Below are 25,286 nucleotides of genomic sequence, written 5' to 3'. Positions count from 1 at the left end.
GCCTTCGAGCAGGTCAAACTGCCGGTCGGCACGCTCGACATCACGCTCTACCGCGACGACCTCGCGCGGCAGTCCATCCGGGCGGTCGGCCGGACATCGAGGCGCCGCGCCGCGTCGATCACGAGCTGACGGTTCTGCTCGACGGGGTGTCGCAGCCCGAAAGCTCCTGATCGACGCGGCGCGCCGGGTTACGCCTGAGCGCGCGAGGAGGCCTTCGCGAGGGCGTCGGCCTTCATCTTGGCCGCCTTGTTCAGGTCGGTCTGGGACACCGCGGCGAGCGAGCCGAAGTTCTTCACGGCCTCGTAGTACGTCCAGGCCAGGCTGTAGCAGGCCGGCCGGACCACCCAGTTGTAGGTGGCGCACTTGCGCTTGAGGTCGTTGTAGAAGGCGAGGTCCACCCGGTCCTTGACGGTCGAGGTGAAGATGCCCAGCCGCTTGTGGTTGCGGTAGCCGAAGTCGTGCCGGGCGCACGACAGCTTGAAGTCGAATCCGAGCGGGTTGTCCGGGGAGCTGGAGCAGAGGTCGGTCGACCAGTCGAGGTCGTAGTCCACCCAGGCGGCCTGGTTGTTCCGGGCGGACAGCCACGAGCTGTAGCTGGACGCCGAGTTCTGGGTGAAGTTGGTGACGACGGCGACCTTCTGCTCGAAGGTGGCCGCCGCCGCGGGCGCGGCGACGCTGAGGACGAACAGGACGCTGAGCAGGGGAGTGGCCCACCGGGCCAGGCGGGAACGGGACATCACGGCACCTCGGGGGTATTAGGTGGGTGGTGCGCATTGGTGCTTAGCAATGTAAGCCCGGCCGGGGGTCCGGTCTAGATCCCTTGACGGTGACGCCATGGTCATTTAATCTCGGCAGCCGTAGCCCGTCGCGGGTCGTTCACCCAGCGACGTAGAGCACAGAGAGGAGGTCGCGATGCGTACCGTCACCTTGGCGCGTCGGGCCCCGAAGGGCACCGCACTCTGATCGCGGTCTCCGGCGCGCCTCCCATAGTGGAGGAAACTTGCTCATCCGTACCTCGGTCGAGGCCGACCTCGACCAGTTGCTCACCCTGCTCGGCGACCAGTCCGTCAACACTGCCCACCCCGAGCGCTACACCCAGTACCTGGCCGACGGCCACTACCGGCACGAGTTCACCTGGGTCGCGGAGGACGGCGACCGCCTGATCGCGGCCGCCGTCTGGTGGAGCTTCCCCGGCGCGTCCCGGCCGTTCGCTCTCGACGGCTTGTACGCACTGCCAGACCGAACGGATTCCGTCGCCCTGTGGACGGAGCTGATCCAGCAGGTCACCTCGACCGCGTCCGCTGACGGGGAACCGCCGTCCTATCACATCTTCCTGCCCCCGGGCTGGCGTGCCGACGCCGAGATCCAGGCCGCGCTCGAACCCCGAATCGCGGCGGCGAAGGCGGCGGGCATGAAGGACGAACTGGAGCGCCTCCGGTTCGAGTGGCTGTCCGACACCCCGGTGCCGGAGCGGTCGACTCGGCTGACGTTCCGCCCGGAGCCGGACGACCAGGCGTTCCTGGACGTCTTCCAGCGGGTCGCGGCGGGCAGCCTCGACGGCGGCACCCACGAGTCGATCGCGCGCGCCGGACTCGCCGGGTACGCCCAGGAGACCCTGGACACGTACCAGGAGATGCCGGGCGAGCGGTCGTGGTGGAAGCTCGCCTACGACAGCGACGGCGACCTGGTGGGCTTCGCCATTCCGTCGCGCAACAACGCCGGACCGGTCGTCGGGTTCCTCGGCGTCGTGCCGGAGCAGCGCGGCCACGGGTACGCCGCCGACGTGCTCGCCGAGATCACCGCCGACCTGGCCGACCTCGGCGCGGAGCGGATCGCGGCCGACACCGACTTCGGCAACGTGCCGATGGCGAACACCTTCCGACGGTTGGGCTACTCGAACTTCGCCGTACGCCTCGTCCTGTCCTGACGCTCGTTTTGCCGCAGATCACGGTCACGCAGGCTTCCCAAGGCGGATTTGGCCTGCGTACCCGTGATCTGCGGCTAACGGTCAGATGGTCCAGGTGTCGCCGGCGTTGAGCAGCGCCGAGAGCTGGTCCTCGGGTGTGCCCTCGGCCTTCGCCTGCGCGGCCGAGACCTGCTCGACGACGACCTCGTCATAGGTCGGGCGGTCGACCGAGCGGAAGACGCCGATCGGGGTGTGCCGCAGGTCCAACCCGGGCAGCCGGGACAGCGCGAACGCGTACGCCGGCTCGGCCACCGTGGCGTCGTGCACCACGATCTCCGTCTCGTCCACTTCGGACGTACGCCGGACTTCGAGGCCGAAGGCGCCGGGCGGGTGCACCACGCACCACTCCCGGTCCTTGCCGAACGTGATCGGCTGACCGTGCACCAGCGGCATCACGAAGTCGTCGCGCGTATCCGGCGACTTGAGCACGTCGAACGCGCCATCGTTGAAGATGTTGCAGTTCTGGTAGATCTCGACGAACGCGGACCCGTTGTGCTCCGCCGCGGCGCGCAACACCGACTGCAGGTGCTTCCGGTCGGAGTCGATGGTCCGCGCGACGAACGTCGCCTCCGCCCCGAGCGCGAGCGAGATCGGGTTGAACGGGGCGTCGGCCGAACCGAACGGCGTCGACTTCGTGATCTTGCCGACCTCGGAGGTGGGCGAGTACTGGCCCTTCGTCAGACCGTAGATTCGGTTGTTGAACAGCAGGATCTTCAGGTTGACGTTGCGGCGCAACGCGTGGATCAGGTGGTTGCCGCCGATCGAGAGCGCGTCGCCGTCACCCGTCACGACCCAGACGCTCAGGTCCGGGCGCGATACCGACAGGCCGGTCGCGATCGCCGGGGCCCGCCCGTGGATCGAGTGCATGCCATAGGTGTTCAGGTAGTACGGGAAGCGCGACGAGCAGCCGATGCCGGAGACGAACACGGTCCGCTCCCGCGGGATGCCCAGCTCCGGCAGGAAGCCCTGCATGGCCGCGAGGATGGCGTAGTCACCGCACCCCGGGCACCAGCGCACCTCCTGGTCGGACTTGAAGTCCTTGGCGGTCAACTGCACCGGGACGCTAGACATTCTTGACGACCTCCTCCAGCATCGAGGCCAGCTCGGCGGACGTGAACGGCAGCCCGCGGACCTGGTTGTACGCGACCACGTCGATCAGGTAGCGCCCCCGGATCACCTGAGCCAGCTGGCCCAGGTTCATCTCGGGGATGACGACCCGGTCGTACGCCTTGAGCACCTCGCCGAGGTTGCCCGGCATCGGGTTGAGGTGCCGCAGGTGCGCCTGCGCGACGGCCAGCCCGCGTTGGCGGAGATCCCGGCAGGCGGCGCCGATCGGGCCGAACGTCGAACCCCAGCCGAGCACGAGCACCTTCGCCTGACCGGAGGGGTCCTCCACGGTCAGGTCCGGGACCTCGATCGCCTCGATCCGGGCGGCTCGCGTACGCACCATGAAGTCGTGGTTCTCCGGGTCGTAGGAGATGTCCCCGGTGATGTCGCGCTTCTCCAGGCCGCCGATGCGGTGCTCCAGGCCCGGCGTACCGGGGATGGCCCACGGGCGGGCGAGCGTCTGCGGGTCGCGGAGGTAGGGCAGGAACTTGCCGTCCTCGCCGTTGGGCCGGCTGGCGAACTCCACCTGCAGGTCGGGCAGGTTCGCGACGTCCGGCAGCAGCCACGGCTCGGAACCGTTGGCGATGTAGCCGTCGGACAGCAGCAGCACCGGGGTCCGATAGGTCAGCGCGATCCGGCACGCCTCCAGCGCGGCGTCGAAGCAGTCGGCGGGGGACCGCGGCGCGATCACGGCCACCGGCGCCTCGCCGTGCCGCCCGTGGAGCGCCATGTTGAGGTCGGCCTGCTCGGTCTTGGTCGGCATGCCGGTCGACGGCCCCGCCCGCTGCACGTCGATGACGACCAGCGGCAGCTCCAGCATCAGACCCAGCGAGATCGTCTCGCTCTTGAGGGCGACGCCAGGACCACTCGTCGAGGTGACGCCCAGCGCACCGCCGTAGGACGCGCCGAGCGCGATGCCGGCCGCCGCGATCTCGTCCTCGGCCTGCACCGTGGTCACGCCGAACTTCTTGTGCTTGCTCAGCTCGTGCAGGATGTCCGAGGCCGGCGTGATCGGGTACGCCCCCAGCACGACCGGCAGCTTCGCGCGTACGCCGGCGGCGACGATGCCCAGCGCGAGAGCGGTGTTGCCGGTGATGTTCCGGTACCGCCCGGCGTGCATCTTCGCGGGCTTGACCTCGTAGCGGACCGCGAACGCCTCGGTGGTCTCACCGAACGACCAGCCCGCCTCGAACGCGGCGATGTTCGCGGCGACCAGCTCCGGCCGGGAGGCGAACTTCTTGCGCAGGAACGCCAGCGTCGACTCGTGCGGCCGGGAGTAGAGCCAGCTCAGCATGCCGAGGGCGAACATGTTCTTGGCCCGCTCGGCGTCCTTCTTGCTGATCGGATGATCCGCGAGGGCACCGACCGTCATGCTGGTGAGCGCGACCGGATGCACGTGGTACGACGCCAGCGACCCGTCGTCGATCGGCGACGCGTCGTAGCCGACCTTCTGCAGGTTGCGCTTGGTGAACTCGTCGGTGTTGACGATGATCGTCGCGCCTCGGGGTAGATCGCCCAGGTTCGCCTTCAACGCCGCCGGGTTCATCGCGACCAGCACGTTCGGCGCGTCACCTGGGGTGAGGATGTCGAAGTCGGCGAAGTGCACCTGGAAGCTGGAGACACCAGGCAGCGTGCCGGCTGGCGCCCGGATCTCCGCGGGGAAGTTGGGCAACGTCGAGATGTCGTTGCCGAGCTGCGCGGTCTCCGAGGTGAATCTGTCGCCGGTCAACTGCATGCCGTCGCCCGAGTCACCGGCGAACCGGATCACGACGCGATCAAGCTGCTGCGTCTCCTTGGCCACCTGCGTCCTCCTACCGGACGGGTCGTCTCGTTACGGTGAAAGAGTACGTCGGTTACCACGCTGTCACTTCATGGGCCGGTCCGCCAGGCCCACCCTGTGGACACCAGCGTTATGCTGCGCACGTGGATGGCTACCTCGGCTCGTACGCGACCCTGGGACTGCTGGTCGCGGTGGCGGTCGTCTTCTTCGTGGTCGCCTTCGGGGCGAATCGGCTGCTTCGCCCGGCAAACCCGGCGAACGGTGCCGGAAAGTTCGACACGTACGAATGCGGACTCGACCCGGTCGGCGGCGGCTGGGCGCAGGTGCACATCCGCTATTACCTGTACGCGTACCTCTATCTGCTGTTCGCGGTCGAAGCCGTCTTCCTGTTCCCCTGGGCCGTGGTCTATCTGCGGCAAGGACTCACCACGGTGCTCGAGATGGCCATCTTCGTGGCGGTGCTCGCACTCGGTCTGCTGTACGCGTGGCGCAAGCGCGTTCTGGTATGGGAGTGACACCTGAGAATTCGGGTGGCAGGGTCGCTTTCTGCCCCGGGTTCGTGCCACGATCGCAGGCATGGCTCAAGTCCTGCTTCTGCTTGTCGTCGCACTCACCGTGGGCGCCGTCGTCTTCGGCGTGATGGTGCTGGTCAGCGGGGGTGACCCCGGAATGGCCGGAGTGGAGCCGGACGGACGCGGGCGGCCACTGCCCGGCAGCCGCCCGCTCGTCGAGCAAGATGTCACGAAGGTGACATTCGATGTGGCGCTCCGCGGATACCGGATGGATCAGGTCGACCGCGCGCTCAAGCGGGTGGCGTACGACATCGGTTATAAGGACGAGCTGATCAATGTCTTGGCGGCGGAGGTCGAGGCGCTGCGCGACGGCCGGGTCGAGGACGCCGACGCCCTGCGGGCCGCGCGCCTGGCCGCGTCGAGCGAGCCGGAGCCCTACCCGGAGCCCGAGCTGATCGACGGCACGGTGACCGAGAGCGGCCCGTTGGTCGACGAGCCCGCGGACCAGCCGGCCGATAAGACCGGCACGGCGGACAAGGCCGACAAGACCGAGGAAGCCCAGCAGACGCAGCCGGCGATCGACTTCGACGAGGTGCCCGACGGCCCGTTCGCGCCCTGGCCGGCGGCGTCCGACGAGAAGCCCTCGGCGGAGGCCGAGTCCGACCCGGCCGCAGAGGATTCCGCAGCGGCCGCGACCTCGGCGTCATCTTCGGCGTCATCTTCGGCATCGGCTTCGGACAAGGCGACGGACGACGAGGCCGATCACCCGACCGACGCACCGATGGCCGAGGAGAAGAACGACGACAAGTCGGCCGACTCGGACTCCGACGCCGCCGATCGGGTGGTGACCCGAGGGTGACCTCGGAGGTTCAGCCGCCGACGCCCGGCGAACCGGGCACCGGTGAAGTCACCGCGACCGTCATCGTCGACGCTCCGGCCGAACGAGTCTTCGCCGCGTTCCTCGCCTGGGAACGGCAAGGCGACTGGATCCCGTTCACGACCGTCCGCGTCGTCGAGGGCGACGGCGGCGAAGGCAGCCTGATCCAGGCGATCACGCAGGCCGGCCCGGCGGTGATCAAGGACGAGATGCGGGTGGAGAAGGTCGACGCGCCCTACGAGCTGCGAGTCGTGCACTGCGGCAAGATCCTGCGCGGACCAGGCGTCCTGCGCTGCACCCCGATGGCCGGCGACCGTACGCAAGTCGTCTGGCACGAGTGGTTCCAGCTCCCCGGCGGGGTCGTCGGCAAGGCGGTGTGGCCGCTGCTCTGGCCCGGGTCCAAGGTCGGCTTCAAACGAGCGCTCCGCAAGTTCGCCCGCCTCGTCGAAGCCGGCTCCCTCCCCTGAGCTCACCGTCGATGCGCCAGGATCCGCAGCGCCTCGTCGCGTACGGCGTACGGCTCGCGCATCAGGCGTGCGTAGCTGAACCGGACCACGAGTACGCCCTCAGCGGCGAGCGATGAATCGCGGCGGATGTCCCGCTCACGCTGCGCCTGGTTGCCGTGCCAGGCCGCTCCGTCCAGTTCGAAGTCCACCCGTTCCGCCTCGGCGAACACGTCCAGGTAGTACGTCCGGCCGTCGACGCGTATCGGGGCCTGGCGAACGAACTGCGGCATCCCGGGGCCGGTGAAGATCCGATCGGCTCCCCAGAGTTCGAGCGGACTCCGGCAGCCGTTCATGAGCAGCCTCGCCAGGTGGCGTAGCTGCGCCAATCCCGGCAGCCGAGGCGCGTGAGGCAGTACGCCCAGGATGTGCTCGGCCAGCACAAGCCGGTCGGATACGGCGTTGATCGTCAAGCCGATCCGATCGGCTGGCGGGAGCAACGGCCAGGAATCGACCAGCCCTGTCGCCAGCGTCGTCACCCGGTGACCACGACGTCGCGCCATCGCCGACTCGGGCAGGTCACGGTGATGGACGACCAGGCCCCGAGTGCTCCGGAGGCGGGCCGACGTGGGAACGGTGACATGGATCGGCTCGTGATCCGCCTGCGGTCGAAGGCTGTGAAGGTCCAGCGCGCTCACGTGGCTGATCACCCCGGTGCCTTCGGCGTACGCGAGAGCGGCGCGCAGTCGAAGCTCCCGGTCGACCGATCCGGCGGCGGCCGGCACCCTCAGCGGCCAGGGCTGTGGACAGCTGCGGGATCGGCAATGATCCACAGCCCGAAAAGTGTCGGAACCCGTCCCGGAGGCGACACAGAACGGGATGTGGATCATCGACGCCTCCGTTGTCGATGCCGAGCGTCAGGTGATCTGTCACACCGCGTGGCGGCACGCTCGGTAGGCGCGGTCCCCAGACGTAGCATGGGAGCCATGTCCGCGCCTGCCACGACGCTCGCCGATGCGATCAATGCCGCTCTGGCCACCGTCAACGACCCCGAGATCCGCCGCCCGATCACCGATCTGGGCATGGTGGAGTCCGTCGCCATCGACGGTTCGACCGCGTCGATCGGCATTCTGCTCACCGTGGCGGGTTGCCCGCTGCGCGACAAGCTGCGTGAGGACATCACTGCCGCGGTGACGGGGGTTCCCGGCATCGACGCGGTGCAGATCGCGTTCGGCGTGATGTCGACCGAGCAGCGGCAGAATCTGCAGAAGTCGCTGCGCGGCCCGGGCGCGGCCGAGCCGGTGATCCCGTTCGCGCAGCCCGGCTCCCGGACCCGCGTGTACGCCGTCGCCTCCGGCAAGGGCGGCGTCGGCAAGTCCAGCGTGACGGTGAACCTGGCTGCGGCGCTGGCCGCCAAGGGGCTGAGCGTCGGCGTGATCGACGCTGACATCTACGGCCACTCCGTGCCGCGCATGCTCGGTGCCGACGGCCGCCCGACGCAGGTCGAGGACATGATCATGCCGCCGCAGGCGCACGGCGTGAAGGTCATCTCGATCGGCATGTTCACGGCCGGCAATGCCGCGGTCGTCTGGCGAGGGCCGATGCTGCACCGGGCATTGCAGCAGTTCCTGGCCGACGTCTACTGGGGCGACCTGGACATCCTGCTGCTCGACCTGCCGCCGGGCACCGGTGACGTCGCGATCTCGCTGGCTCAGTTGCTGCCGAACGCCGAGATCCTCGTCGTGACCACGCCGCAGCAGGCCGCCGCCGAGGTCGCGGAGCGGGCCGGGGCGATCGCGCTCCAGACGCACCAGCGTGTCGTCGGCGTCGTCGAGAACATGTCTTACCTGGAGCTGCCGACCGGCGAACGGATGGAGCTGTTCGGCGCGGGTGGCGGTCAGACCGTGGCCGACTCGCTCACCCAGCTCATCGGGGCGGCGGTGCCGTTGCTGGGCCAGATCCCGATTGACACCCGGGTCCGGGAGGGCGGCGACGAGGGCAACCCGGTCGTGCTGGCCGCTCCGGACGCGCCCGCCGCAGCTGCTCTGCAGGCCGTGGCCGACCGCCTCTCCGTACGCAAGGAGTCCCTGCTCGGCAAGCCGCTCGGACTGAGCCCGGCGCGCCGCTGACCAACCGCCTTACACAGACGAGCCCCGGTTCTCACCGGGGCTCGCTGTTTGGCGGGTTGATCATGGTCTTTGCCCCCTCGACACGCCGTCGAGACCACAGTTAACTCCATGATCAACGCGGCGACGCGAGGGGCGTAGCGCGGCCGAGCAGGGGGTGGTCAGGTGGCGTCGGCGAAGCGGTTCGGAGCGGAACCGCCACCCTCACCCGGGCCGGACCCGGAGCCCGAGCCGGACCCGGAGGAGTTGGCCGAGTCGCCGGACTGGATCGGCGTACGGTGATCGAGGCTCGACGCGGTGGACTTGATTTCGTCCCCGATGCCCTGAACGTCCCGCTTCACGTCGTTGAGCAGGCCTTCCAGCGGCTTGCGAAGGTTGGCCTCCTCTTCCTCGCTCAGGATGTGCTTGCGGAGGAAGGTCTTCGGGTTCAGGTCCTCGAGGCTGATGTCGGTGCCGAGTTCCTTGCTGAGGTCGCCGGTCGCATTGCGGGCCATGTTCCGCAGGTTGCGCAGCATGCGTACGCCGTCAGCGATGACGTTCGGCAGCTTCTCGCCGAAGACGATCAACGCGAGCAGGAGGATGACCAGGACCTCCCACGCATCCAGGTTCTCGAACACCCTCGTCGCCTCTCTCGCGGCCGCACGTGCCACCGCGGCCGGGGGCACCGCGCCCTAGGGTAGTCACCCCGAAGCGCTATCGGCGAGCCTACTTCGCGTCGGCGGCGAGCGTCACCGTCACATCTTTGCGTTCGGATCCACGCTGGTAGCGTACGGTGACCGCCGATCCGGGTGGATATTTGCGGACGAGTGCGATCAATTCCACCGGTTCGCCCACGACGTGCCCGTCCAGGGAGATGATCACGTCGCCGTCCTTCAGCCCGGCGTCGGAGGCCGGTCCCGCCGGGTCGACCTGGGCCACGCGTACGCCCCGGAAGGCGTCGTCGAGCCGGGCCCCGATGACGGTGCGCCGGGCCTTGCCGGTGGCGATGATCTCCTCCGCGATGCGCTTGGCCTGGTTAATCGGGATGGCGAAGGCCAGTCCGATGTTCCCGGCCGAGTCGTCGCTGCTCGCCATGGACTTGATCACGGAGTTGATGCCGACGACCTGGCCGGCCCCGTCGAGCAGCGGGCCGCCGGAGTTGCCGTGGTTGATCGCGGCGTCGGTCTGGATGGCCGCGTAATACCTGGTCAGCGTCGGGTCGCCGGCGGCGAGCAGCCGGTCGACCGCGCTGACGATGCCGGAGGTGACGGTGCCGGGCAGGGCCAGCGGCGAACCGACCGCGAGCACCGGGTCACCGACCTGCACGGTCGTCGAGTCGCCGATCTCGAGTGGTTCCAGGCTGCTCTTCGGCACGCGGAGGACGGCGACGTCCGACTCCGGGTCGGAGCCGAGCAGTCGCGCGGCGGTCGAACTGCCGTCGTTGAGCACGACCGACAGGCTCGATCCGCCCGAGACGACGTGGTCGTTGGTGATCACATAAGTCCCGTCACCCACGGCGAATCCCGAGCCCAGCGCGGTTCCGCCGGGGATCTGGGCGCGTACCGTCACGACGCTCGGCAGCACGCGGGCCGCGATCGCCGCGAACGACTGCGGCGGGCGCTGGGCCAGTGCCGCGACAGGCCGGTTCGAGCTGCTCAAGGCCGCGGTCGGCCGCCGGGCCGCGGTCGCGAAACCCACGCCGAGCGCGCCGCCCATCACGCCGGCCACCAGCGCCGCCGCGACCACCAAAGCTGCAATCCAGGCGGTACGCCGAGTGAACCAGCCGCCGTCGGTGACGCGGTCGGCGGAAGGCGCGTCGGTGTGCCCGGGAACGGTCAAGGTCACGGGGGCGGACGGATCCCGCCACGGATCCGAGTCGGCGTTGCTCCACCAGTGGCCGGCGGCCGGTTCGGCCGGGCGTACCGGGGGAGTCGTCCACGTCGCGCTCGTCTCAGGGTCGGACCAAGCCTGGTCCGCCCACATTCCGTCATCGTTGCGGCCCTCGGTCGGCGACCCCGGATCGCCGCTGGCAGCGGCGCGTGCGGCGGTGTCGTCATCGTCGGGCTGGCGCCAGTTCCAGCCGTCGGTCACGAGTCTCAGAATGTCATGGATGAGTAGTTCATGATGATTTTTCGCGAGATCCAGGCTTGTCCGGATCTCGTTGCCTCGAAGCGCCTGATCAACGATCTCCCACTACTATCCACAGGGGAAATCGGGAGGACGAATTGTCAAGGCAGCTCGGGCCGTCGATGGCGGGCGGGCGCGGCGCTGACGGCTACCTTGCCGAGGACGTCGTCCTGCAGACCGCTCGGACGCTCGCCCACGAGCTGGGTCTGGCCCCGATCGCCGCCTCCACCGGCGCGGCGTTGCGGCTGTTCGCCGCGATGGTCAACGCGCGGGCCGTCATCGAGATCGGCACCGGCACCGGGGTGAGTGGACTGTGGCTGCTGCGCGGCATGCGGCCGGACGGCGTGCTGACCACAATCGACACCGACGCCGAGCATCAGCGCTTCGCGCGGCGGGTCTTCCTCGAAGCCGGGTACGCCTCCTCCCGCAGCCGGGTCATCGCGGGCCGGGCGCTGGACGTCCTGCCCCGGTTGACCGACGGCGGGTACGACCTCATGGTCATCGATGGCGACCCGGCCGAGCACGACGCCGGCGTGATCGGGGCGGCCCGGCTGCTGCGCCCGGGCGGTGTGGTGGCGGTCGTCGGCTGTGGTTTCGAGCTGGCCGAGACGGTCCGGGACCGCTCCGACACGTGGCTGCCGGCCCTGCTGCCGACGCCAGACGGCCTCCTGGCCGCCGTACGCCGCTGAGTCGTCAGAGGGACTGGAGGAAGCGCAGCAGGGTGCGTACGCCCCAGCCGGTGGCGCCCTTGGCGAGTTCGCGCTCCGGCTCGTCGGCCCAGGACGGCGACGACATGTCGATGTGCGCCCAGCGGCCGCGCTGCTTGCCGGCGAACTCCCGGAGGAAGAGCCCGGCCGTGATGGTCCCGGCGCCGCCGTCGGAGTGGTTGTAGAGGTCGGCGATCTCGCTGGTCACCATCGAGACGTAGTCGCCGTGGAGCGGCAGTCGCCAGAGCCCTTCACCCGCGCGTCCGGCCGCGGCGAGCAGCGCGTCCGCGAGGTCGTCGTCGTCGGCCATGAGGGCGCCGATGCGGCGGCCGAGGGCGACCCGGTTGGCGCCGGTCAGCGTCGCCACGTCGATGAGGTAGTCGGGCGAGTACTGCTCGACGGCGTACGCCAGGGCGTCGGCGAGCACGATGCGGCCTTCGGCGTCGGTGCTGCGGACCTCGGTGGTCAGCCCGCCGTAGTGCTCGATCACGTCGCCGGGCCGCCAGGCGGATCCGGAGACCATGTTCTCCGCCAACGGCGTCAGCGCCGTCACGCGTACCGGTAGCTGAAGATCGGCCGCCGCGAGGACCGCGCCGGCGACGGCGGCCGCCCCGCCCATGTCCTTGCGCATGAGCAGCATGGCCTCGGCCGGCTTGATGTCGATGCCGCCGGTGTCGAAGGTGATGCCCTTGCCCACGAGGACGATGTGGTGCGTCGCGCCGTCCGGCGCGTAGTCGAGCTGGAGCATGCGCGGACCGCGCGTGGACCCGCCGCCGACCGCGAGGATGCCGTTGAAGCCCTCGTCGCGCAGCCGGTCGACGTCCCAGACCTCGACGCCGACGCCGGCCTGGGCGGCGGCCGCGCCGACCTGGTCCACGAACCACGCCGGGTCCTTGGTCGACGACGGCGTGTTGGTCAGCGTCCGGGCGAACGAGGTGCGCTCGACGACGGCCAGGCCCTGCCGGAGCGCCTCGGCCGCGGCGGACGGGTCCTCGACGAGCAGGGTCACCTCGGCCAGCGGCGGTCGCTTGGCCGGGTTGGCGTGGTACGCGGCCAGCCCGGCGCCCTCGACGAAACCCCTGGTAGCGGCGATCTGATCGGCCGCCGAGGTGAGGTCCACTGTGATGGACGTCGCTTTGGTCGCCGACCGGACGATTTCGGCCCCCGCCGCTCGCCAGCCCGCCTCGTCGCCGGTTCCGATCCCCGCGAAGAAAACGGTCGAGGGTGTCGACAGCGGACGAACGAGTCGTTCGACCCGGCCGGCCTCACCGGTGTGCTCGGCCTGGGTCAGGAACGCTTCGGCCTCCGGAATGTCCCAGCGCCGATCGGCTGCCGGAACGGGGAGAGCGACGACCGTCGCTTCTTCAGTGGGCGCCGCGGCGAGCCGGAAGTCGAGCATGGAGCCCACCCTAGTCGAGAACGCGAACGCGCTGCCGCATCGGTCGGCCAACCGTCGCAGCAGCGCGTTCTGTATTCGTTTGTCGAGTCGATCCGCCGGTGGGCCAGGCCCGAAGACGCGCCGGGAAGGCGGCGCCTCAGCCCACGGCCTCCTTCAGGGCCTCGCCGAGGCGAGTGGCCTCGTCTGGGGTCATTTCGACCACCAGGCGTCCGCCGCCCTCCAGCGGCACCCGCATGACGATGCCCCGGCCCTCTTTGGTGACCTCCAGCGGACCGTCGCCCGTCCGCGGCTTCATCGCCGCCATCTTTGTCTCCCCTCAGACTTCCCACCAGGGGCAGCGGGTCTCCCCGCCGCGCGTCAGCAGTCCAGGAACGCACCGGATGGGTGGACCGGTGCGTGGTCCCGACCAATGATTTTCCCTGATGGCTGCCACGAAGCCCAAACCGGGCCGCCATCGATGTGACAATTGCTAGCCAAAAGGGCCACAAAGTGTAACAATTTGCGGCTATGCAGGCCCGGTCGGCGCTCTTCGATCTCTACGGCGACCACCTCCGATCCCGGGGTGGTCGCGCGCCGGTGGCCGCCCTCGTCCGGTTGCTGGCTCCGGTCGGGATCGCCGCGCCCGCGGTGCGTACCGCTGTCTCCCGTATGGTGCGCCAAGGCTGGCTCGCCGCGACACGCACCCCCGTCGGTCCCGGTTATCAGCTGACCGCGCGGGCCGAGCGCCGCCTCGACGCGGCGGCCGCGCGCATCTACCGGACCAGCCGCGCCGGCTGGGATGGCCGGTTCGACCTGATCACCGTCGCCCTGCCCGCGGATCGGCGGCCCCGGGAGCGGCTACTGTCCGCATTGTCCTTCCTCGGGTACGCCCGCCTCGGCGACGGGGCCTGGGTGGCCGCTCGTCCGTCCCCCGAGATCGAAGCGCTGCTCCAGGACGCCGAGGTGACCTTCGAGCGGTTCTCGGCGAGCCACTCCGGCGGTGTGCCCGGCGCGATGGCGCTCGTCCGCCGAGCCTGGGACCTCGCCGAGATCGCCGCCGAGTACGAGACGTTCGTCGACGACCTCCGTCCGGTCGTCACCGCTGTCAGCGCCCGGACGCCGGACGAGCAGGCGTACGCCGCCCGGTTCCAGCTGGTGCACGCCTGGCGTGGTTTCCTCTTCTCCGATCCGCAGTTGCCCCTGGCCCTGTTGCCCGACGGCTGGGCGGGGACGACGGCGGCCGCCTTCTTCGACCGCCACGCCGCTCGGCTGCGCCCGGCGGCCGACCGCTACGTGACCACCTGCCTGAGTGATGGGAGACCCTGATGGATCCGCTGCTCGTCGAGCGCGCCGCTGGTGTCGTGACGTTGACGATGAACCGCCCGGACGCGATGAACGCGCTGGACGTGCCGTTGAAGGAGGCCCTCCGGGACACCCTCGCGTCGCTGGCCACGGACGCGTCGGTACGCGCGGTGGTGCTGACCGGCGCGGGGACCCGGGCGTTCTGCGTCGGCCAGGATCTCCGTGAGCACGTCGGCTTTCTCAGTAGCGGCGATGAGACTCCGCTGAGGACGGTCGCCGAGCACTACAACCCGATCGCGCTCACGCTCGCCACCCTGCCGGTGCCCGTGATCGCCGCCGTACGCGGTGCGGCCGCCGGAGCGGGGGCGTCGTTGGCGCTGCTCTCGGATTTCCGGATCGGCGGCCCGTCGACGAGCCTGCTGATGGCCTTCGCCAAGGTCGGCCTGGCCGGCGACACCGGGGCGTCCTGGATCCTGCCGCGGCTGGTCGGCCACGCGAAGGCGGTCGAGCTGCTCATGCTCGCCAAGCCGGTACGCGCCGGCGTCGCCCTCGAACTCGGGCTGCTGACCCGGCTGGTCGACGACGACGAAGCCGTCCTCCCTGCCGCCCAGGAGTTGGCCGCCCAGCTGGCCGAGGGGCCGACTCGGGCGTACGCGGCGATCAAGCGGGAACTGGTCGAGGGCGCGGCCGGATCGCTCGCCCAGGCGCTGGCGGTCGAGGCGGAAGCACAGGCCGACTGCGGGTCCACCGCTGATCATCGCGAGGGAACCTTCGCCTTCGTCGAGAAGCGGCCGCCTGCCTATAGTGGGGCGTGAGCAAGAAGTCCTGGCTGGTGAACGTGGCGCTGCCGATCGAGGCCGACTCTGCGGCGGAGGCGGTCGGCGAATACTGGCGCTACGTGGGCGAACTCGGCTCCGCCGAGCTGCCGGCGTACGTGTCGCCGGTCGGAGACGAACTTTCCATGATCCCCTTCGTCGCCGGCGAGGTCGCCAATCTCGACCCGGAAGAGGACGACTGACGGTCTGGACGGGCCTTGCCGGACGTGCGATCATCGATATGAGGTAACTCTTAGGCCGCGCGCCATGCCCCTTGAGGCGCGCGGCTTTCCCCTGCTCACCCCCCCACCCCCCTTCCCCCCCACCCCCTCCCCCCAGCCCCTCCCCCCAGCCCCGTTGATCATGGAGTTAACCGTGGTCTCGACGGCGTGTCAGGGTGGCGAACTCCATGATCAACGCATCGGGGGCGCTGGGAGTGGGCCTCGGGGCGCTAAGAGCGGTCGGTGTCCCATTCGTCGTCGAAGCCCTCGCGGCGGGTCGACCGCAGCTCCTTCTGATGGTGCTTGCGCTCCAGCTGAGTCCGCCGATGCGCCGCCTCGTCCAGCTCCTCGGCCAGTCGCGACAGCTCTGAGCGGAGGAAGTCCCGGGTCGCGACCTCGCCGAGCGCGATCCGCAGCGCCGCGATCTCCCGAGCCAGGTACTCCGTGTCGGCCTTCTGCGCCGCCGCCCGTTGCCGGTCCTGCTCCAGCGACACCCGATCGCGGTCGGCCTGGCGATTCTGCGCGAGCAGGATGAGCGGCGCGGCGTACGAGGCCTGGAGGGACAGGATCAGGGTCAGGAAGGTGAACGTGTAGGGGTCGAACCGCAGGCCGGCCGGGGCCAGCGTGTTCCACAGGATCCACAGCGCGATCACCACGGTCATCCAGACCAGGAACTGCGCCGTGCCCATGAACCGGGCGATCGCCTCCGACCAGCGGCCGAACGCCTCCGGGTCGAAGCGCGGAATGTGCACCCGGCCCGGTTCGCGCGGCTGGTCCAGCCGCCGCCGCTCAGCCATGACGCTCTCGCCAGTCTTCGGGCAGCAGGTGGTCGAGCAGGTCGTCGACGGTGACCGCGCCGAGCAGCCGGTCACCGGCGTCCACGACAGGCATCGCGACCAGGTTGTACGTCGCCATCCGCCGAGTGATGTCGGCCAGCGTCGACTCCGGCTCCAGCGGGTCGATGTCGTTGTCGACGATGCCACCCAGCATGGCGGCCGGCGGCTCCCGGAGCAGCCGCTGGAAGTGCACCATCCCCAGGTAGCGGCCGGTCGGCGTGGCCATCGGCGCCCGGGCGACGAAGACCTGCGCCGCGACGGCCGGGGACACCTGCGGCTCGCGTACGCGGGCCAGGGCCTCCGCCACGGTCGCATCCGGGGTGAGGACCACCGGCTCGGAGGTCATCACCGAACCGGCGGTGCCCTCGGCGTAGATCATGAGGGCGCGGACGGACGCCGACTCGTCCGGCTCCATGAGGTCCAGCAGCACCTGCTGCTCGACCTGGGGCAGCTCGGCCAGCAGGTCGGCGGCGTCGTCCGGGTCCATCTCCTCCAGCACGTCGGCGGCGCGTTCCCGGTCGAGCAGCGCGATGATCTCGACCTGGTCCTGCTCGGGCAGCTCGGCGATGACGTCGGCGAGGCGCTCGTCGTCCAGCGCCTTGGCGACCTCGTTCCGCCGAGGATCGGGCATCTCCTGCAAGGCGTGGGCGAGGTCGGCCGGGCGCATCTTCTCCAGCACCGCCAGCAGCGACTCCGTGCCCTGCTCGGCCACCGGGGTCAGCAGCCCCTGCACCTCGTCCCACTCCACCTGATGGATCTGACCTCGCCGGCTCAACCGGCCGGTCACCTCGCGTACGGCGAGCCGGGTGAGCTTCCACTCGCCGGTCCGGTCCGGTTCCATCGCGACGTCGAGGACGGTCGCCGGCTTGTCCCGGTCCGCGATGGTGACCCGGCGGTCCAGCAGCTCCTCCAGGACCAGCATCTCGCCGGGCCGCTTCTCGAACCGGCGCAGGTTGAGGGTGCCGGTGTTGAGCATGACGCTCTCGTTGTCGATCGAGGTCACCCGCCCGATGGGCAGGAAGATCCGCCGGCGCATGGGCATCTCGGCGACGATGCCGACGACCCGGGGCGGCTGTGAGGTGACCCGGGCCACGGCGTCGCGTACCCGACCCACCAGGTCGCCGTTCGGATCGAAGACGGCGAGGCCGGCGAGCCGGGCGACGTAAACCCTGGTCGTCGTGGCCACCTCAACAGCCTAATCGGACTCCCGGCGCGTTACGCACAAGATCCCCGCCCCGGACCCATGAGGAAATGCACGTGCGGGTGAAGGCCCTGATCAGGCAGGATTGCCCGCCGTGGGATACGTGGATGTGGCCGGTGTCGCGCACACCCTGCCGGACGGCCGGGTGCTGTTCTCCGACGTCTCGTTCCGGGTCGGCGAGGGCGCCAAGGTTGCCCTGGTCGGGCCGAACGGCGCCGGCAAGACGACGCTGCTGCGGATGGTGGCGGGCGACCTGCCGGTGAAGACCGGTGTGGTCAGCCGATTCGGCGGGCTGGGCATCATGCGGCAGTTCATCGGCATGCTCGGCCACGGCCGCGCCGCCGGTGGCGCGCTCGGCGACGACACCGTCCTCGCCGAACTGGCCCTCTCGCTCGCCCCGCCCCTCGTCCGCGACGCGGGCGAACGCCTGGCGAAGGCGGAACGGGAGCTGGCGGCGGCCGAGTCGCGGGGCCGATTCAGTCGCTCCGCCGAGCAGGCGCAACTCCGGTACGCCGACGCGCTGACCGCCTGGGGCGAGTCGGGCGGGTACGAGTTCGAGGTGCTCGCCGACACGGTCAGCACCCTCGTGCTGGACCTTCCGTGGGACCGCACCCGGGACCGCCCGGTGCGTACGCTCAGCGGCGGCCAGCAGAAGCGGTTCGCTCTCGAGCTGCTGCTCCGGGGGCCGGAGGAGGTCCTGCTGCTCGATGAGCCGGACAACTTCCTCGACGTGCCGGCCAAGCGCTGGCTGGAGAAGCGGCTCCGGGAGTCGGAGAAGTCCGTGCTCTACGTGTCGCACGACCGGGAGCTGCTGAATCAGACCGCCGACCGGGTCGTGGCCGTTGAGGGGAACTCCGCCTGGGTGCATCCCGGCGGCTTCGCGAGCTGGCACGACGCCCGGTACGCCCGGCACGAGAAGATGGAGGAGGACCGCCGCCGCTGGGACGAGGAGCACGAGAAGCTCCGCCAGCTGATGCTGATGTACAAGCAGAAGGCGGCGTACAACTCGGACATGGCCTCGCGCTATCAGTCGGCGATGACCCGGCTGCGCAAGTTCGAGGAGGCCGGCGCCCCGCCGCTGCCCCCGAAGGACCAGGAGATCAAGATGCGGCTCTCCGGGGGCCGCACCGGCAAGCGCGCGGTCATCTGTGAGCAGCTGGAGCTGGAGAACCTGACCTTCCCGTTCGACCTGGAACTCTGGTACGGCGACCGGCTCGCCGTGCTGGGCGCGAACGGCACCGGCAAGTCCCACTTCCTGCGGCTGCTGGCCCGGGGCGGGACCGAAGGCATCACGACCAGCGTGGACGGCGGTACGCACGCCCCGGTCGCCCACGGCGGCATGGCTCGGCTCGGTGCACGTGTCCTACCCGGGCACTTCTCGCAGACGCACGATCGGCCGGAACTGTTCGGGCGTACCCTCGTCGACATCTTGTGGCGCGGTGACGAGCATCGCCAGGGGATGGACCGGCACGCGGCCATGCGGGCGCTGGACCGGTACGAGCTGGCCAAGCAGGGCGACCAGAAGTTCGACACGCTGTCCGGCGGGCAGCAGGCGCGGTTCCTGGTGCTGATGCTGGAGCTGTCGGGGGCGACGTTGTTGCTGCTGGACGAGCCGACCGACAACCTCGACCTCGCCAGCGCGGAGGCGCTGCAGGAGGGCCTGGCGAAGTTCGAGGGGACGGTGATCGCCGTGACCCATGACCGGTGGTTCGCGAAGTCCTTCGACCGTTTCGTGGTGTTCCAGGGGGACAACGAGGTGGTCGAGACGCCCGGCCCCGTCTGGGACGTCCGCTGACCCTCGCCCACTTAGCGTTGATCATGGAGTTCGCACCCTCGACACACCGTCGAGACCACAGTTAACTCCATGATCAACGCGTAGAGCGGCGGGGGGGAGGGGGGTGGGGGAGGGGGGCGGGGGGAGGGGGTCGCTGTTACGGCTGTGACGGTCGGCTTGCCTTTCGCCACCGAGCGTGCTTACTCTGCGCGGGACAACCCACGGGAGTCCGGTGCACCGGGCTGAGAGGGGGCTTGGTAGCCCCGACCGTAGAACCTGATCCGGATCATGCCGGCGCAGGGAGGAGTGCAATGCGGGCTACCCGTCCCATCCCTCGGCTCCACGTGGTGACCGACTCGGTCGACATCGCACGGGCGGCCCTTTCCGGTGGCGCGCCACTGATCCAGGTCCGCGTGGAGGACTCGGTCAGCGATCGTGCCCTCTACGACCTCGCGAGCAGGATCGCGCCGTTGTGCGCGGAGCGCGGTGCGATCTGCGTCGTGAACGACCGGCCGCACATCGCGGTCGCCCTGCGTACCGCGGCTGTCCATGTCGGAGCCGACGACCTTCCGGTGCACGCGACGCGTACGGTGCTCGGCGGCAGCGGCCTGATCGGGGCGAGTGCGCGTACTCCTGAACGCGCCCGGCAGGTCATCGCGGAAGGCGCGGACTACCTCGGCTGCGGCCAGGTCAATCCCAGCTTCACCAAGGACGTCGCGACCAACGTCATCGGCCTCGGCGGGCTGATCGCCGTGGTCGGCGCGGCGGCGGGCGTACCGGTCATCGCGATCGGCGGGCTCACCCTGGCGGACGTTCCATCGGTGCTCGCGGCGGGCGCGTACGGGATCGCGGTGATCGGGGCGGTCCGGGACGCGGCCGACCCCGCGTCTGCCACGTCCGCCTTGCTCGCGGCGGTCACCGCCGATCGGCGGCAGATCAGGGATCAGGGTCGAACCACCGGTCGAGATTCGACCGGGAACCCTGATCCAGCGTCTGAGGGGACCCGGCGATGAGGGTCGCGGTGGTGGGCGCCGGTCCGATCGGGCTCGCGTGCGCGTGGCGGCTCGCCCAGCGTGGGCACACGGTCACCGTCCACAGCGACGGCGCGCTGGGCGCCTGGCACGCGGCCGCCGGCATGCTCGCCCCGGTCGCCGAGGCCGCGTTCGGTGAGCACCGCCTCACCGAACTCCTGGTCGCCTCGGTCCGCGCCTGGCCGGCCTTCGCGGCCGAGCTGGGCGACGTCGGCTTCGCCCGGTCCGGCTCGCTGCTGGTCGGCGTCACCCCCGCCGACCAGGCCGAGATCGCTCGCTACCGCTCCTATCAGGACAGTCTCGGGCTTCCCGTCGACGCCCTGTCCGCGGCCGAGGTGCGGCAGCGGGAACCCGCTCTCCAGCCAGGGGTACGCGCAGGGGCGTACACGGAGATCGATGCTCAGGTGGACCCGCGCCGGTTGGTCGAGCGACTGACGTCGGCCGTCGGAGCGGCCGGGGCCGGCACGGCTGGGCAGGTGCGGGACCTGTCGGAGGTGGACGCCGACGTGACCGTGGTCGCGGCCGGCTGCGGCACCGCCGCCCTCACCGGCCTGCCCATCCACCCCGTACGCGGGGAGACCCTGCGGCTGCGGGGCGGCCCGACGCTGACCCACCTGATTTGCGGATACGTCCACGGCCGCCACGTCTACCTGGTGCCGAGGCCGGACGGCGAGCTGGTCGTCGGGGCGACCTCGACGGAGGACACCGATCCCCGCCCGAGCGCCGGGGGCGTGCACGAGCTGCTGAGCGACGCGATCGCCCTGGTGCCCGGCGTACGCGAGGCGGTGTTCGCCGAGGTCACCGTAGGGTTCCGGCCGGCGACGCCGGACAACCTGCCGATCGTCGACGTCGTGCGGCCCGGTCTGGTGGTCGCCGCCGGGCACTACCGCAACGGGATCGCGCTGACGCCGTGGACGGCCGAACGTGTCGTGACCTTGGTGGAGGCGGCCCGGTGATCACGGTCAACGGAACCGAGCGAGAGCTGCCCGGCAGCGTCGCCGAGCTGGTCGCAGTGGTCACGCCGGAGCAAAGAGGGGTGGCCGTCGCGGTCAACGGCGAGGTCGTGCCGCGCGGGGAATGGGCTGCGCACCCCCTCGCCGACGGTGACTCGATAGAGATCCTGAGCGCGGCGCAGGGAGGATGATCATGGACGACCCTCTGCTCCTCGACGGCGGCGAGTACGCCAGTCGCCTCATCCTCGGCACCGGCGGCGCGACCAGCCTCGACGTGCTCGAACGGGCGATCACGGCCGGCGGCGCCGAGATCGTGACCGTGGCGCTCCGCCGCGTCGGTACGCATACCCAGGGCCTGGTCGCCTTGCTCGACCGGCTCGGGCTGCGCATCCTGCCGAACACGGCCGGCTGCTACACGGCGGCCGACGCTGTGCGTACGGCGCGGATGGCCCGCGAGGCGTTCAGCACGAACTGGATCAAGCTCGAAGTCATCGGCGACGAGCGCACCCTCCTGCCGGACGCGGTCGAACTGCTCGCCGCGACGGGAACCCTGGCCGGCGAAGGGTTCGCCGTCTTCGCGTACACCGGGGACGATCCGATCCTGGCGCGGCGGCTCGCGGACGCTGGTGCGACCGCGGTCATGCCGGCCGGATCGCCGATCGGCTCCGGGCTGGGCATCGGCAACCCCTACCACATCGAGCTGATCCGCGAGTTCGTCGAGGTGCCGGTGATTCTCGACGCGGGGATCGGCACCGCCAGCGACGCGGCACTCGCGCTGGAGCTGGGCTGCGACGCGGTCCTGGTGGCCAGCGCGATCACCCGCGCGGCGGACCCGGTCGCGATGGCGGCGGCCATGCGGCACGCGGTCCTCGGCGGCCGGCTCGCGGCCCGCGCCGGTCGCATTCCCCGTCGCCGCGAGGCGTGGCCATCGACCGCGAATATTGGTATAGCCGAATGGTGACTCACTCTTTGTCCGACAACGGATATTCCGCGCAGGCGACGGTGAACGCATGAAGACCCCACCAGTCGCCCTCACCGTCGCCGGCTCCGATCCGGGCGGGGGCGCGGGCATCCAAGCCGACCTCAAGGTCTTCGCCGCCCACGGGTGTTACGGGACGAGCGTCATCACCGCGCTGACCGCGCAGAACACGCTCGGCGTCCAGGACCTCTACCTCATCCCGAGCACCGTCGTGGGTACGCAGCTCGCCGCGGTGCTCGACGACATGCCGGTGGCCGCGGCCAAGGTCGGCATGCTCGCCTCCGCCCAGGCCGCGGCCGAGGTGGCGGCCCGGGCCCGCAACGGGGCGTTCCCTCATCTGGTCATCGATCCCGTGCTGCGTGCCTCGACCGGCCGGAGCCTGGGCGTACGCGCGGCGATCGAACGGCTCCTCCCGTACGCGACGGTGCTGACGCCGAACCGGGAGGAGGCGTCCGCCCTGGTCGGCTGGGAGGTCACCACCGCGGCCGACATGGCGGGCGCGGCCTCGCAGCTCGCCTCGGGGCGAGGCGACGTCACCATCGTGATCACCGGCGGGGACATGCCGGGTGACGACTCCGTCGACGTCGTGTGGACGCAGCACGGGGCGAAGTCGCTGCGTGCCCGGCGGGTGCCGACCCCCAACAACCACGGCACCGGGTGCACCTTCTCCGCCGCGATCACCGCGTTGCTGGCGCACGGCGCCGAAGTGGAGAACGCCATCCGGCTGGCCAAGGAGTACGTCGCCCGCGCGCTCACCGGCGCGGTCGATTGGCGGCTCGGCGCCGGAGCCGGGCCGCTCGATCACTTCGAATGGCGGCGCTGACCGGATCGCCGTCTCGCTACGGAATGGAGGCTTCCGTTGCCCAGTGAAACCCGAAATCTCGCAGTATTACGGGAGAAGGCATATGAGGGTGCGCTTCAGGTGCCCTTCACCCGGTTGACCCTCACCGACGGGTCCACCATCCAGCTCTACGACACCTCGGGGCCCAGCCGCGCTGTGCGTACACAATGGATAGCGGAACGACGGCGGGACGGGCAGCCGACCACCCAGCTGGCCTGCGCGCGGGCCGGGATCGCGACCCCGGAGATGGAGTTCGTCGCGCTCCGTGAGGGCGTGCCGGTCGAGCTGGTACGCGGCGAGGTGGCGGCCGGGCGCGCGGTGATCCCGGCCAACATCCATCATCCCGAACTGGAGCCGATGATCATCGGCTCGGCGTTCCTGGTGAAGGTCAACGCGAACATCGGTACGTCGGCGGTCACCTTCGACCTCGCCGAGGAGGTCGAGAAGATGCGCTGGGCCGCGAAATGGGGCGCGGACACGGTCATGGACCTCTCGACCGGGCCGCGCATCCACGAGACGCGGGAGGCGATCCTGCGCGAATCGCCGGTGCCGATCGGCACGGTCCCGATCTATCAGGCGCTAGAGAAGGTGAACGGCGATCCCACCAGGCTGAGCTGGGAGATCTTCCGGGAGACCGTGATCGAGCAGGCCGAACAGGGCGTCGACTACATGACCGTGCACGCCGGGGTGCTGCTGCGGCACGTGCCGCTGGCCGCCGACCGGGTGACCGGCATCGTGTCCCGGGGCGGCTCGCTCATGGCCGCCTGGTGCCTCGCCCACCACGAGGAGAACTTCCTGTACACGCACTTCGCGGAGCTATGCGAGATCTTCGCGGCGTACGACATCACCTTCTCGCTCGGCGACGGACTCCGGCCGGGCAGCATCGCCGACGCCAACGACGCCGCGCAGCTGGCCGAATTGAAGACCCTCGGGGAGCTGACGCCGATCGCCTGGGAGCACGGCGTACAGGTGATGATCGAAGGGCCGGGACACGTCCCGATGCACAAGATCAAGGAGAACGTCGAGCTGCAGCAGGAGTGGTGCCACTCCGCCCCGTTCTACACTCTCGGTCCACTCACGACGGACATCGCGCCGGCGTACGACCACATCACGAGCGCCATCGGCGCCGCCATGATCGCGATGTACGGCACGGCGATGCTCTGCTACGTCACCCCGAAGGAACACCTCGGGCTGCCCGACCGCGACGACGTCAAGGCCGGGGTGATCGCGTACAAGATCGCGGCGCACGCGGCCGACCTGGCCAAGGGCCATCCCGGCGCACAGGCCCGGGACGACGCGCTGTCCAAGGCCCGCTTCGAATTCCGGTGGGAGGACCAGTTCGAGCTGTCCCTCGACCCGGACACCGCGCGGGCGTACCACGACGAGGAACTCCCCGCGCCCGCCGCGAAGACCGCCCACTTCTGTTCCATGTGCGGGCCGAAGTTCTGCTCGATGCGGATCAGCGCCGACCTCCAAGCCGACCTGCGTGAGTACGCCCAGCAGGGCATGCAGGCCAAGTCGGTAGAGTTCGCGGCGTCCGGCGGGCGCGTCTACCTGCCCGTCGAGCCGGTCGTCCCGGTCGTGCCCGTCGAACCCTAGGCGGCTTTACGCTCCGGTCGCTCCGTCGACACACTCGCGGAGGAGGTCGGCGTGGCCGTTGTGGCGGGCGTACTCCTCGATCATGTGCAGGTAGACCCAGCGCAGGTCGAAAGTCGTGCCCCGGCGGTCGACGAAGGTCTCGTCGAGCGACCGGCCGGTCACCGTCACCCGGGCCGCCTCGACCTCCTCCCGGAACGCCGCGAAATCGGCGGCCGGGTCGGAGTCGACCGATCCGTTGAAGTCGTAATCGGGGTCCTCCTCGGTGCTGAACAAGTCGCCGACGTCGGCCCCGTCGAACTGCCGCCGGAACCACCAGCGTTCGACCTCGGCCATATGGCGTACCAGGCCGAGCAGGCTCAGCGCCGACGGCGGCACCGACTGCGCGCGCAGTTGATCGTCGGTGAGGCCGGCACATTTCATGATCAAAGTGTCGCGATGGAAGTCGAGCCAGGCGTCGAGCTGCGTACGCTCCTCGCCATGTCGAGGTGCCTTCGTGCGGTTCACAAGGGGTGCGGTCACGCCGGAGACGCTACCGTCCGCCCGCCACCCGTTTTCGCCATCGCGCCCGCCGCCTCGCGCCCGCCGCCTCGCGCCCGCCGCCTCGCGCCCGCCGCCTCGCGCTGGGCCGCTGCCGCGCTGCCGGGCGCTGCCGCGTTTAGCGCTGGATCAGGGTTCTAGGTCGAATCTTGGCCCAAGATTCGACCTAGAACCCTGATCCAGCTGGAAAGTTCG

Annotated in this window: 25 protein-coding genes, 3 pseudogenes and 1 riboswitch; of the genes and pseudogenes, 17 read left to right on the top strand and 11 right to left on the bottom strand. The window is 70.1% G+C overall.

Annotated elements, in window-relative coordinates:
• A pseudogene (locus tag AB0M47_RS33100) lies at positions 1–96 on the top strand (bifunctional pyr operon transcriptional regulator/uracil phosphoribosyltransferase PyrR); the annotation flags it as partial.
• Positions 97–188: 92 nt separating this feature from the next.
• On the opposite strand, the gene AB0M47_RS33095 reads toward AB0M47_RS33100, so the two are convergent.
• Positions 189–737: a phospholipase gene (locus AB0M47_RS33095; RefSeq protein WP_363421069.1), complete on the bottom strand. Its 549-nt coding sequence runs from the start codon at positions 735–737 to the stop codon at positions 189–191.
• 263 nt (positions 738–1,000) lie between these two features.
• Here AB0M47_RS33095 and AB0M47_RS33090 point away from each other — a divergent pair, with 263 nt between their 5' ends.
• A complete protein-coding gene (locus tag AB0M47_RS33090; RefSeq protein ID WP_363421067.1) occupies positions 1,001–1,927 on the top strand; it encodes a GNAT family N-acetyltransferase in 927 nt (308 codons plus the stop codon).
• An 81-nt stretch (positions 1,928–2,008) separates the two neighbouring features.
• Here the strand turns inward: AB0M47_RS33090 and AB0M47_RS33085 are convergent, their stop codons facing one another.
• Entirely contained in the window at positions 2,009–3,037 is a 1,029-nt protein-coding gene (locus tag AB0M47_RS33085) for a 2-oxoacid:ferredoxin oxidoreductase subunit beta (protein WP_363421065.1), read from the bottom strand.
• Entirely contained in the window at positions 3,030–4,874 is a 1,845-nt protein-coding gene (locus AB0M47_RS33080; protein WP_363421063.1) for a 2-oxoacid:acceptor oxidoreductase subunit alpha, read from the bottom strand. Before AB0M47_RS33080 ends, AB0M47_RS33085 begins: the two co-directional genes overlap by 8 nt.
• A 122-nt stretch (positions 4,875–4,996) precedes the next feature.
• Between AB0M47_RS33080 and AB0M47_RS33075 the strand changes: the two genes are divergently transcribed.
• The 3 genes from AB0M47_RS33075 to AB0M47_RS33065 all read left to right on the top strand — a co-directional run bounded on the left by AB0M47_RS33075 (position 4,997) and on the right by AB0M47_RS33065 (position 6,709).
• A complete protein-coding gene (locus tag AB0M47_RS33075) occupies positions 4,997–5,368 on the top strand; it encodes an NADH-quinone oxidoreductase subunit A (RefSeq protein ID WP_253759943.1) in 372 nt (123 codons plus the stop codon).
• 61 nt (positions 5,369–5,429) lie between these two features.
• Positions 5,430–6,224 (top strand): DivIVA domain-containing protein, encoded by a 795-nt coding sequence (locus AB0M47_RS33070; RefSeq protein ID WP_363421061.1) that lies wholly within the window; start codon positions 5,430–5,432, stop codon positions 6,222–6,224.
• Positions 6,221–6,709 carry an SRPBCC family protein gene (locus AB0M47_RS33065; protein WP_363421059.1) on the top strand — a complete coding sequence of 163 codons (489 nt, stop codon included), beginning with the start codon at positions 6,221–6,223 and terminating at the stop codon, positions 6,707–6,709. The genes AB0M47_RS33070 and AB0M47_RS33065 overlap by 4 nt, the downstream gene beginning before the upstream one ends.
• Positions 6,710–6,711: 2 nt before the next feature.
• Here AB0M47_RS33065 and AB0M47_RS33060 read toward each other — a convergent pair whose 3' ends face one another.
• Positions 6,712–7,518: a DUF559 domain-containing protein gene (locus AB0M47_RS33060; RefSeq protein WP_363421057.1), complete on the bottom strand. Its 807-nt coding sequence runs from the start codon at positions 7,516–7,518 to the stop codon at positions 6,712–6,714.
• Between the two features lie 153 nt (positions 7,519–7,671).
• Between AB0M47_RS33060 and AB0M47_RS33055 the strand changes: the two genes are divergently transcribed.
• A complete protein-coding gene (locus tag AB0M47_RS33055) occupies positions 7,672–8,814 on the top strand; it encodes an Mrp/NBP35 family ATP-binding protein (protein ID WP_363421055.1) in 1,143 nt (380 codons plus the stop codon).
• A gap of 158 nt (positions 8,815–8,972) precedes the next feature.
• Here AB0M47_RS33055 and AB0M47_RS33050 read toward each other — a convergent pair whose 3' ends face one another.
• Positions 8,973–9,428: a preprotein translocase subunit TatB gene (locus AB0M47_RS33050; protein ID WP_363421053.1), complete on the bottom strand. Its 456-nt coding sequence runs from the start codon at positions 9,426–9,428 to the stop codon at positions 8,973–8,975.
• 88 nt (positions 9,429–9,516) lie between these two features.
• Complete coding sequence (locus tag AB0M47_RS33045) at positions 9,517–10,881, bottom strand: trypsin-like peptidase domain-containing protein (protein WP_363421051.1); 1,365 nt, start codon at positions 10,879–10,881, stop codon at positions 9,517–9,519.
• A gap of 158 nt (positions 10,882–11,039) precedes the next feature.
• Between AB0M47_RS33045 and AB0M47_RS33040 the strand changes: the two genes are divergently transcribed.
• Positions 11,040–11,606: a class I SAM-dependent methyltransferase gene (locus tag AB0M47_RS33040; protein ID WP_253763796.1), complete on the top strand. Its 567-nt coding sequence runs from the start codon at positions 11,040–11,042 to the stop codon at positions 11,604–11,606.
• A 4-nt stretch (positions 11,607–11,610) separates the two neighbouring features.
• Here the strand turns inward: AB0M47_RS33040 and AB0M47_RS33035 are convergent, their stop codons facing one another.
• A complete protein-coding gene (locus AB0M47_RS33035; RefSeq protein WP_363421049.1) occupies positions 11,611–13,023 on the bottom strand; it encodes a leucyl aminopeptidase family protein in 1,413 nt (470 codons plus the stop codon).
• A gap of 136 nt (positions 13,024–13,159) precedes the next feature.
• Positions 13,160–13,327 (bottom strand): DUF3117 domain-containing protein, encoded by a 168-nt coding sequence (locus AB0M47_RS33030; protein ID WP_084556858.1) that lies wholly within the window; start codon positions 13,325–13,327, stop codon positions 13,160–13,162.
• Between the two features lie 203 nt (positions 13,328–13,530).
• Between AB0M47_RS33030 and AB0M47_RS33025 the strand changes: the two genes are divergently transcribed.
• The 3 genes and pseudogenes from AB0M47_RS33025 to AB0M47_RS33015 form a co-directional block, all read left to right on the top strand.
• Positions 13,531–14,328: a PaaX family transcriptional regulator C-terminal domain-containing protein gene (locus AB0M47_RS33025; protein WP_363421046.1), complete on the top strand. Its 798-nt coding sequence runs from the start codon at positions 13,531–13,533 to the stop codon at positions 14,326–14,328.
• Positions 14,325–15,119, top strand: a complete 795-nt coding sequence (locus AB0M47_RS33020; protein WP_363421073.1) for an enoyl-CoA hydratase-related protein — start codon at positions 14,325–14,327, stop codon at positions 15,117–15,119. Before AB0M47_RS33025 ends, AB0M47_RS33020 begins: the two co-directional genes overlap by 4 nt.
• 2 nt (positions 15,120–15,121) lie before the next feature.
• Positions 15,122–15,322, top strand: a pseudogene (locus tag AB0M47_RS33015) (hypothetical protein); the annotation flags it as partial.
• 248 nt (positions 15,323–15,570) lie between these two features.
• On the opposite strand, the gene AB0M47_RS33010 reads toward AB0M47_RS33015, so the two are convergent.
• Together AB0M47_RS33010 and AB0M47_RS33005 are read right to left on the bottom strand one after the other, a co-directional pair.
• On the bottom strand, positions 15,571–16,137 hold the full coding sequence (locus AB0M47_RS33010) for a DUF1003 domain-containing protein (RefSeq protein WP_363421045.1): 567 nt from the start codon (positions 16,135–16,137) through the stop codon (positions 15,571–15,573).
• Positions 16,130–17,362, bottom strand: a complete 1,233-nt coding sequence (locus tag AB0M47_RS33005) for a CBS domain-containing protein (RefSeq protein WP_253759967.1) — start codon at positions 17,360–17,362, stop codon at positions 16,130–16,132. Before AB0M47_RS33005 ends, AB0M47_RS33010 begins: the two co-directional genes overlap by 8 nt.
• A gap of 109 nt (positions 17,363–17,471) precedes the next feature.
• On the opposite strand from AB0M47_RS33005, the gene AB0M47_RS33000 reads away from it, so the two are divergent.
• The 7 genes and pseudogenes from AB0M47_RS33000 to thiC all read left to right on the top strand — a co-directional run bounded on the left by AB0M47_RS33000 (position 17,472) and on the right by thiC (position 24,554).
• On the top strand, positions 17,472–19,172 hold the full coding sequence (locus tag AB0M47_RS33000; RefSeq protein WP_363421043.1) for an ATP-binding cassette domain-containing protein: 1,701 nt from the start codon (positions 17,472–17,474) through the stop codon (positions 19,170–19,172).
• Between the two features lie 190 nt (positions 19,173–19,362).
• A riboswitch (TPP riboswitch) is annotated at positions 19,363–19,471 on the top strand.
• A pseudogene (gene thiE, locus AB0M47_RS32995) lies at positions 19,463–20,071 on the top strand (thiamine phosphate synthase); the annotation flags it as partial. It overlaps the preceding riboswitch by 9 nt.
• Before the next feature lie 89 nt (positions 20,072–20,160).
• Positions 20,161–21,138, top strand: a complete 978-nt coding sequence (gene thiO, locus AB0M47_RS32990) for a glycine oxidase ThiO (protein ID WP_363421041.1) — start codon at positions 20,161–20,163, stop codon at positions 21,136–21,138.
• Positions 21,135–21,326 carry a sulfur carrier protein ThiS gene (gene thiS / locus AB0M47_RS32985; protein WP_363421039.1) on the top strand — a complete coding sequence of 64 codons (192 nt, stop codon included), beginning with the start codon at positions 21,135–21,137 and terminating at the stop codon, positions 21,324–21,326. The genes thiO and thiS overlap by 4 nt, the downstream gene beginning before the upstream one ends.
• 2 nt (positions 21,327–21,328) lie before the next feature.
• Entirely contained in the window at positions 21,329–22,096 is a 768-nt protein-coding gene (locus tag AB0M47_RS32980; protein WP_363421037.1) for a thiazole synthase, read from the top strand.
• Positions 22,097–22,145: 49 nt separating this feature from the next.
• Positions 22,146–22,937 carry a bifunctional hydroxymethylpyrimidine kinase/phosphomethylpyrimidine kinase gene (thiD, locus tag AB0M47_RS32975; RefSeq protein WP_363421035.1) on the top strand — a complete coding sequence of 264 codons (792 nt, stop codon included), beginning with the start codon at positions 22,146–22,148 and terminating at the stop codon, positions 22,935–22,937.
• Positions 22,938–22,973: 36 nt separating this feature from the next.
• Entirely contained in the window at positions 22,974–24,554 is a 1,581-nt protein-coding gene (gene thiC, locus AB0M47_RS32970; protein WP_363421032.1) for a phosphomethylpyrimidine synthase ThiC, read from the top strand.
• A gap of 6 nt (positions 24,555–24,560) precedes the next feature.
• On the opposite strand, the gene AB0M47_RS32965 is transcribed toward thiC, so the two are convergent.
• The gene (locus AB0M47_RS32965; protein WP_363421071.1) at positions 24,561–25,058 is read right to left on the bottom strand and encodes a DinB family protein; all 498 of its coding nucleotides are present in this window, start codon (positions 25,056–25,058) and stop codon (positions 24,561–24,563) included.
• Positions 25,059–25,286 lie beyond the last annotated feature (228 nt).

The sequence above is a fragment of the Hamadaea sp. NPDC051192 genome, from assembly GCF_040682475.1.
Lineage (GTDB): Bacteria > Actinomycetota > Actinomycetes > Mycobacteriales > Micromonosporaceae > Hamadaea > Hamadaea flava.
The sequence above is the reverse complement of the archived record's forward strand: the minus strand, read 5'-3'. Positions and strand labels throughout refer to the sequence as shown.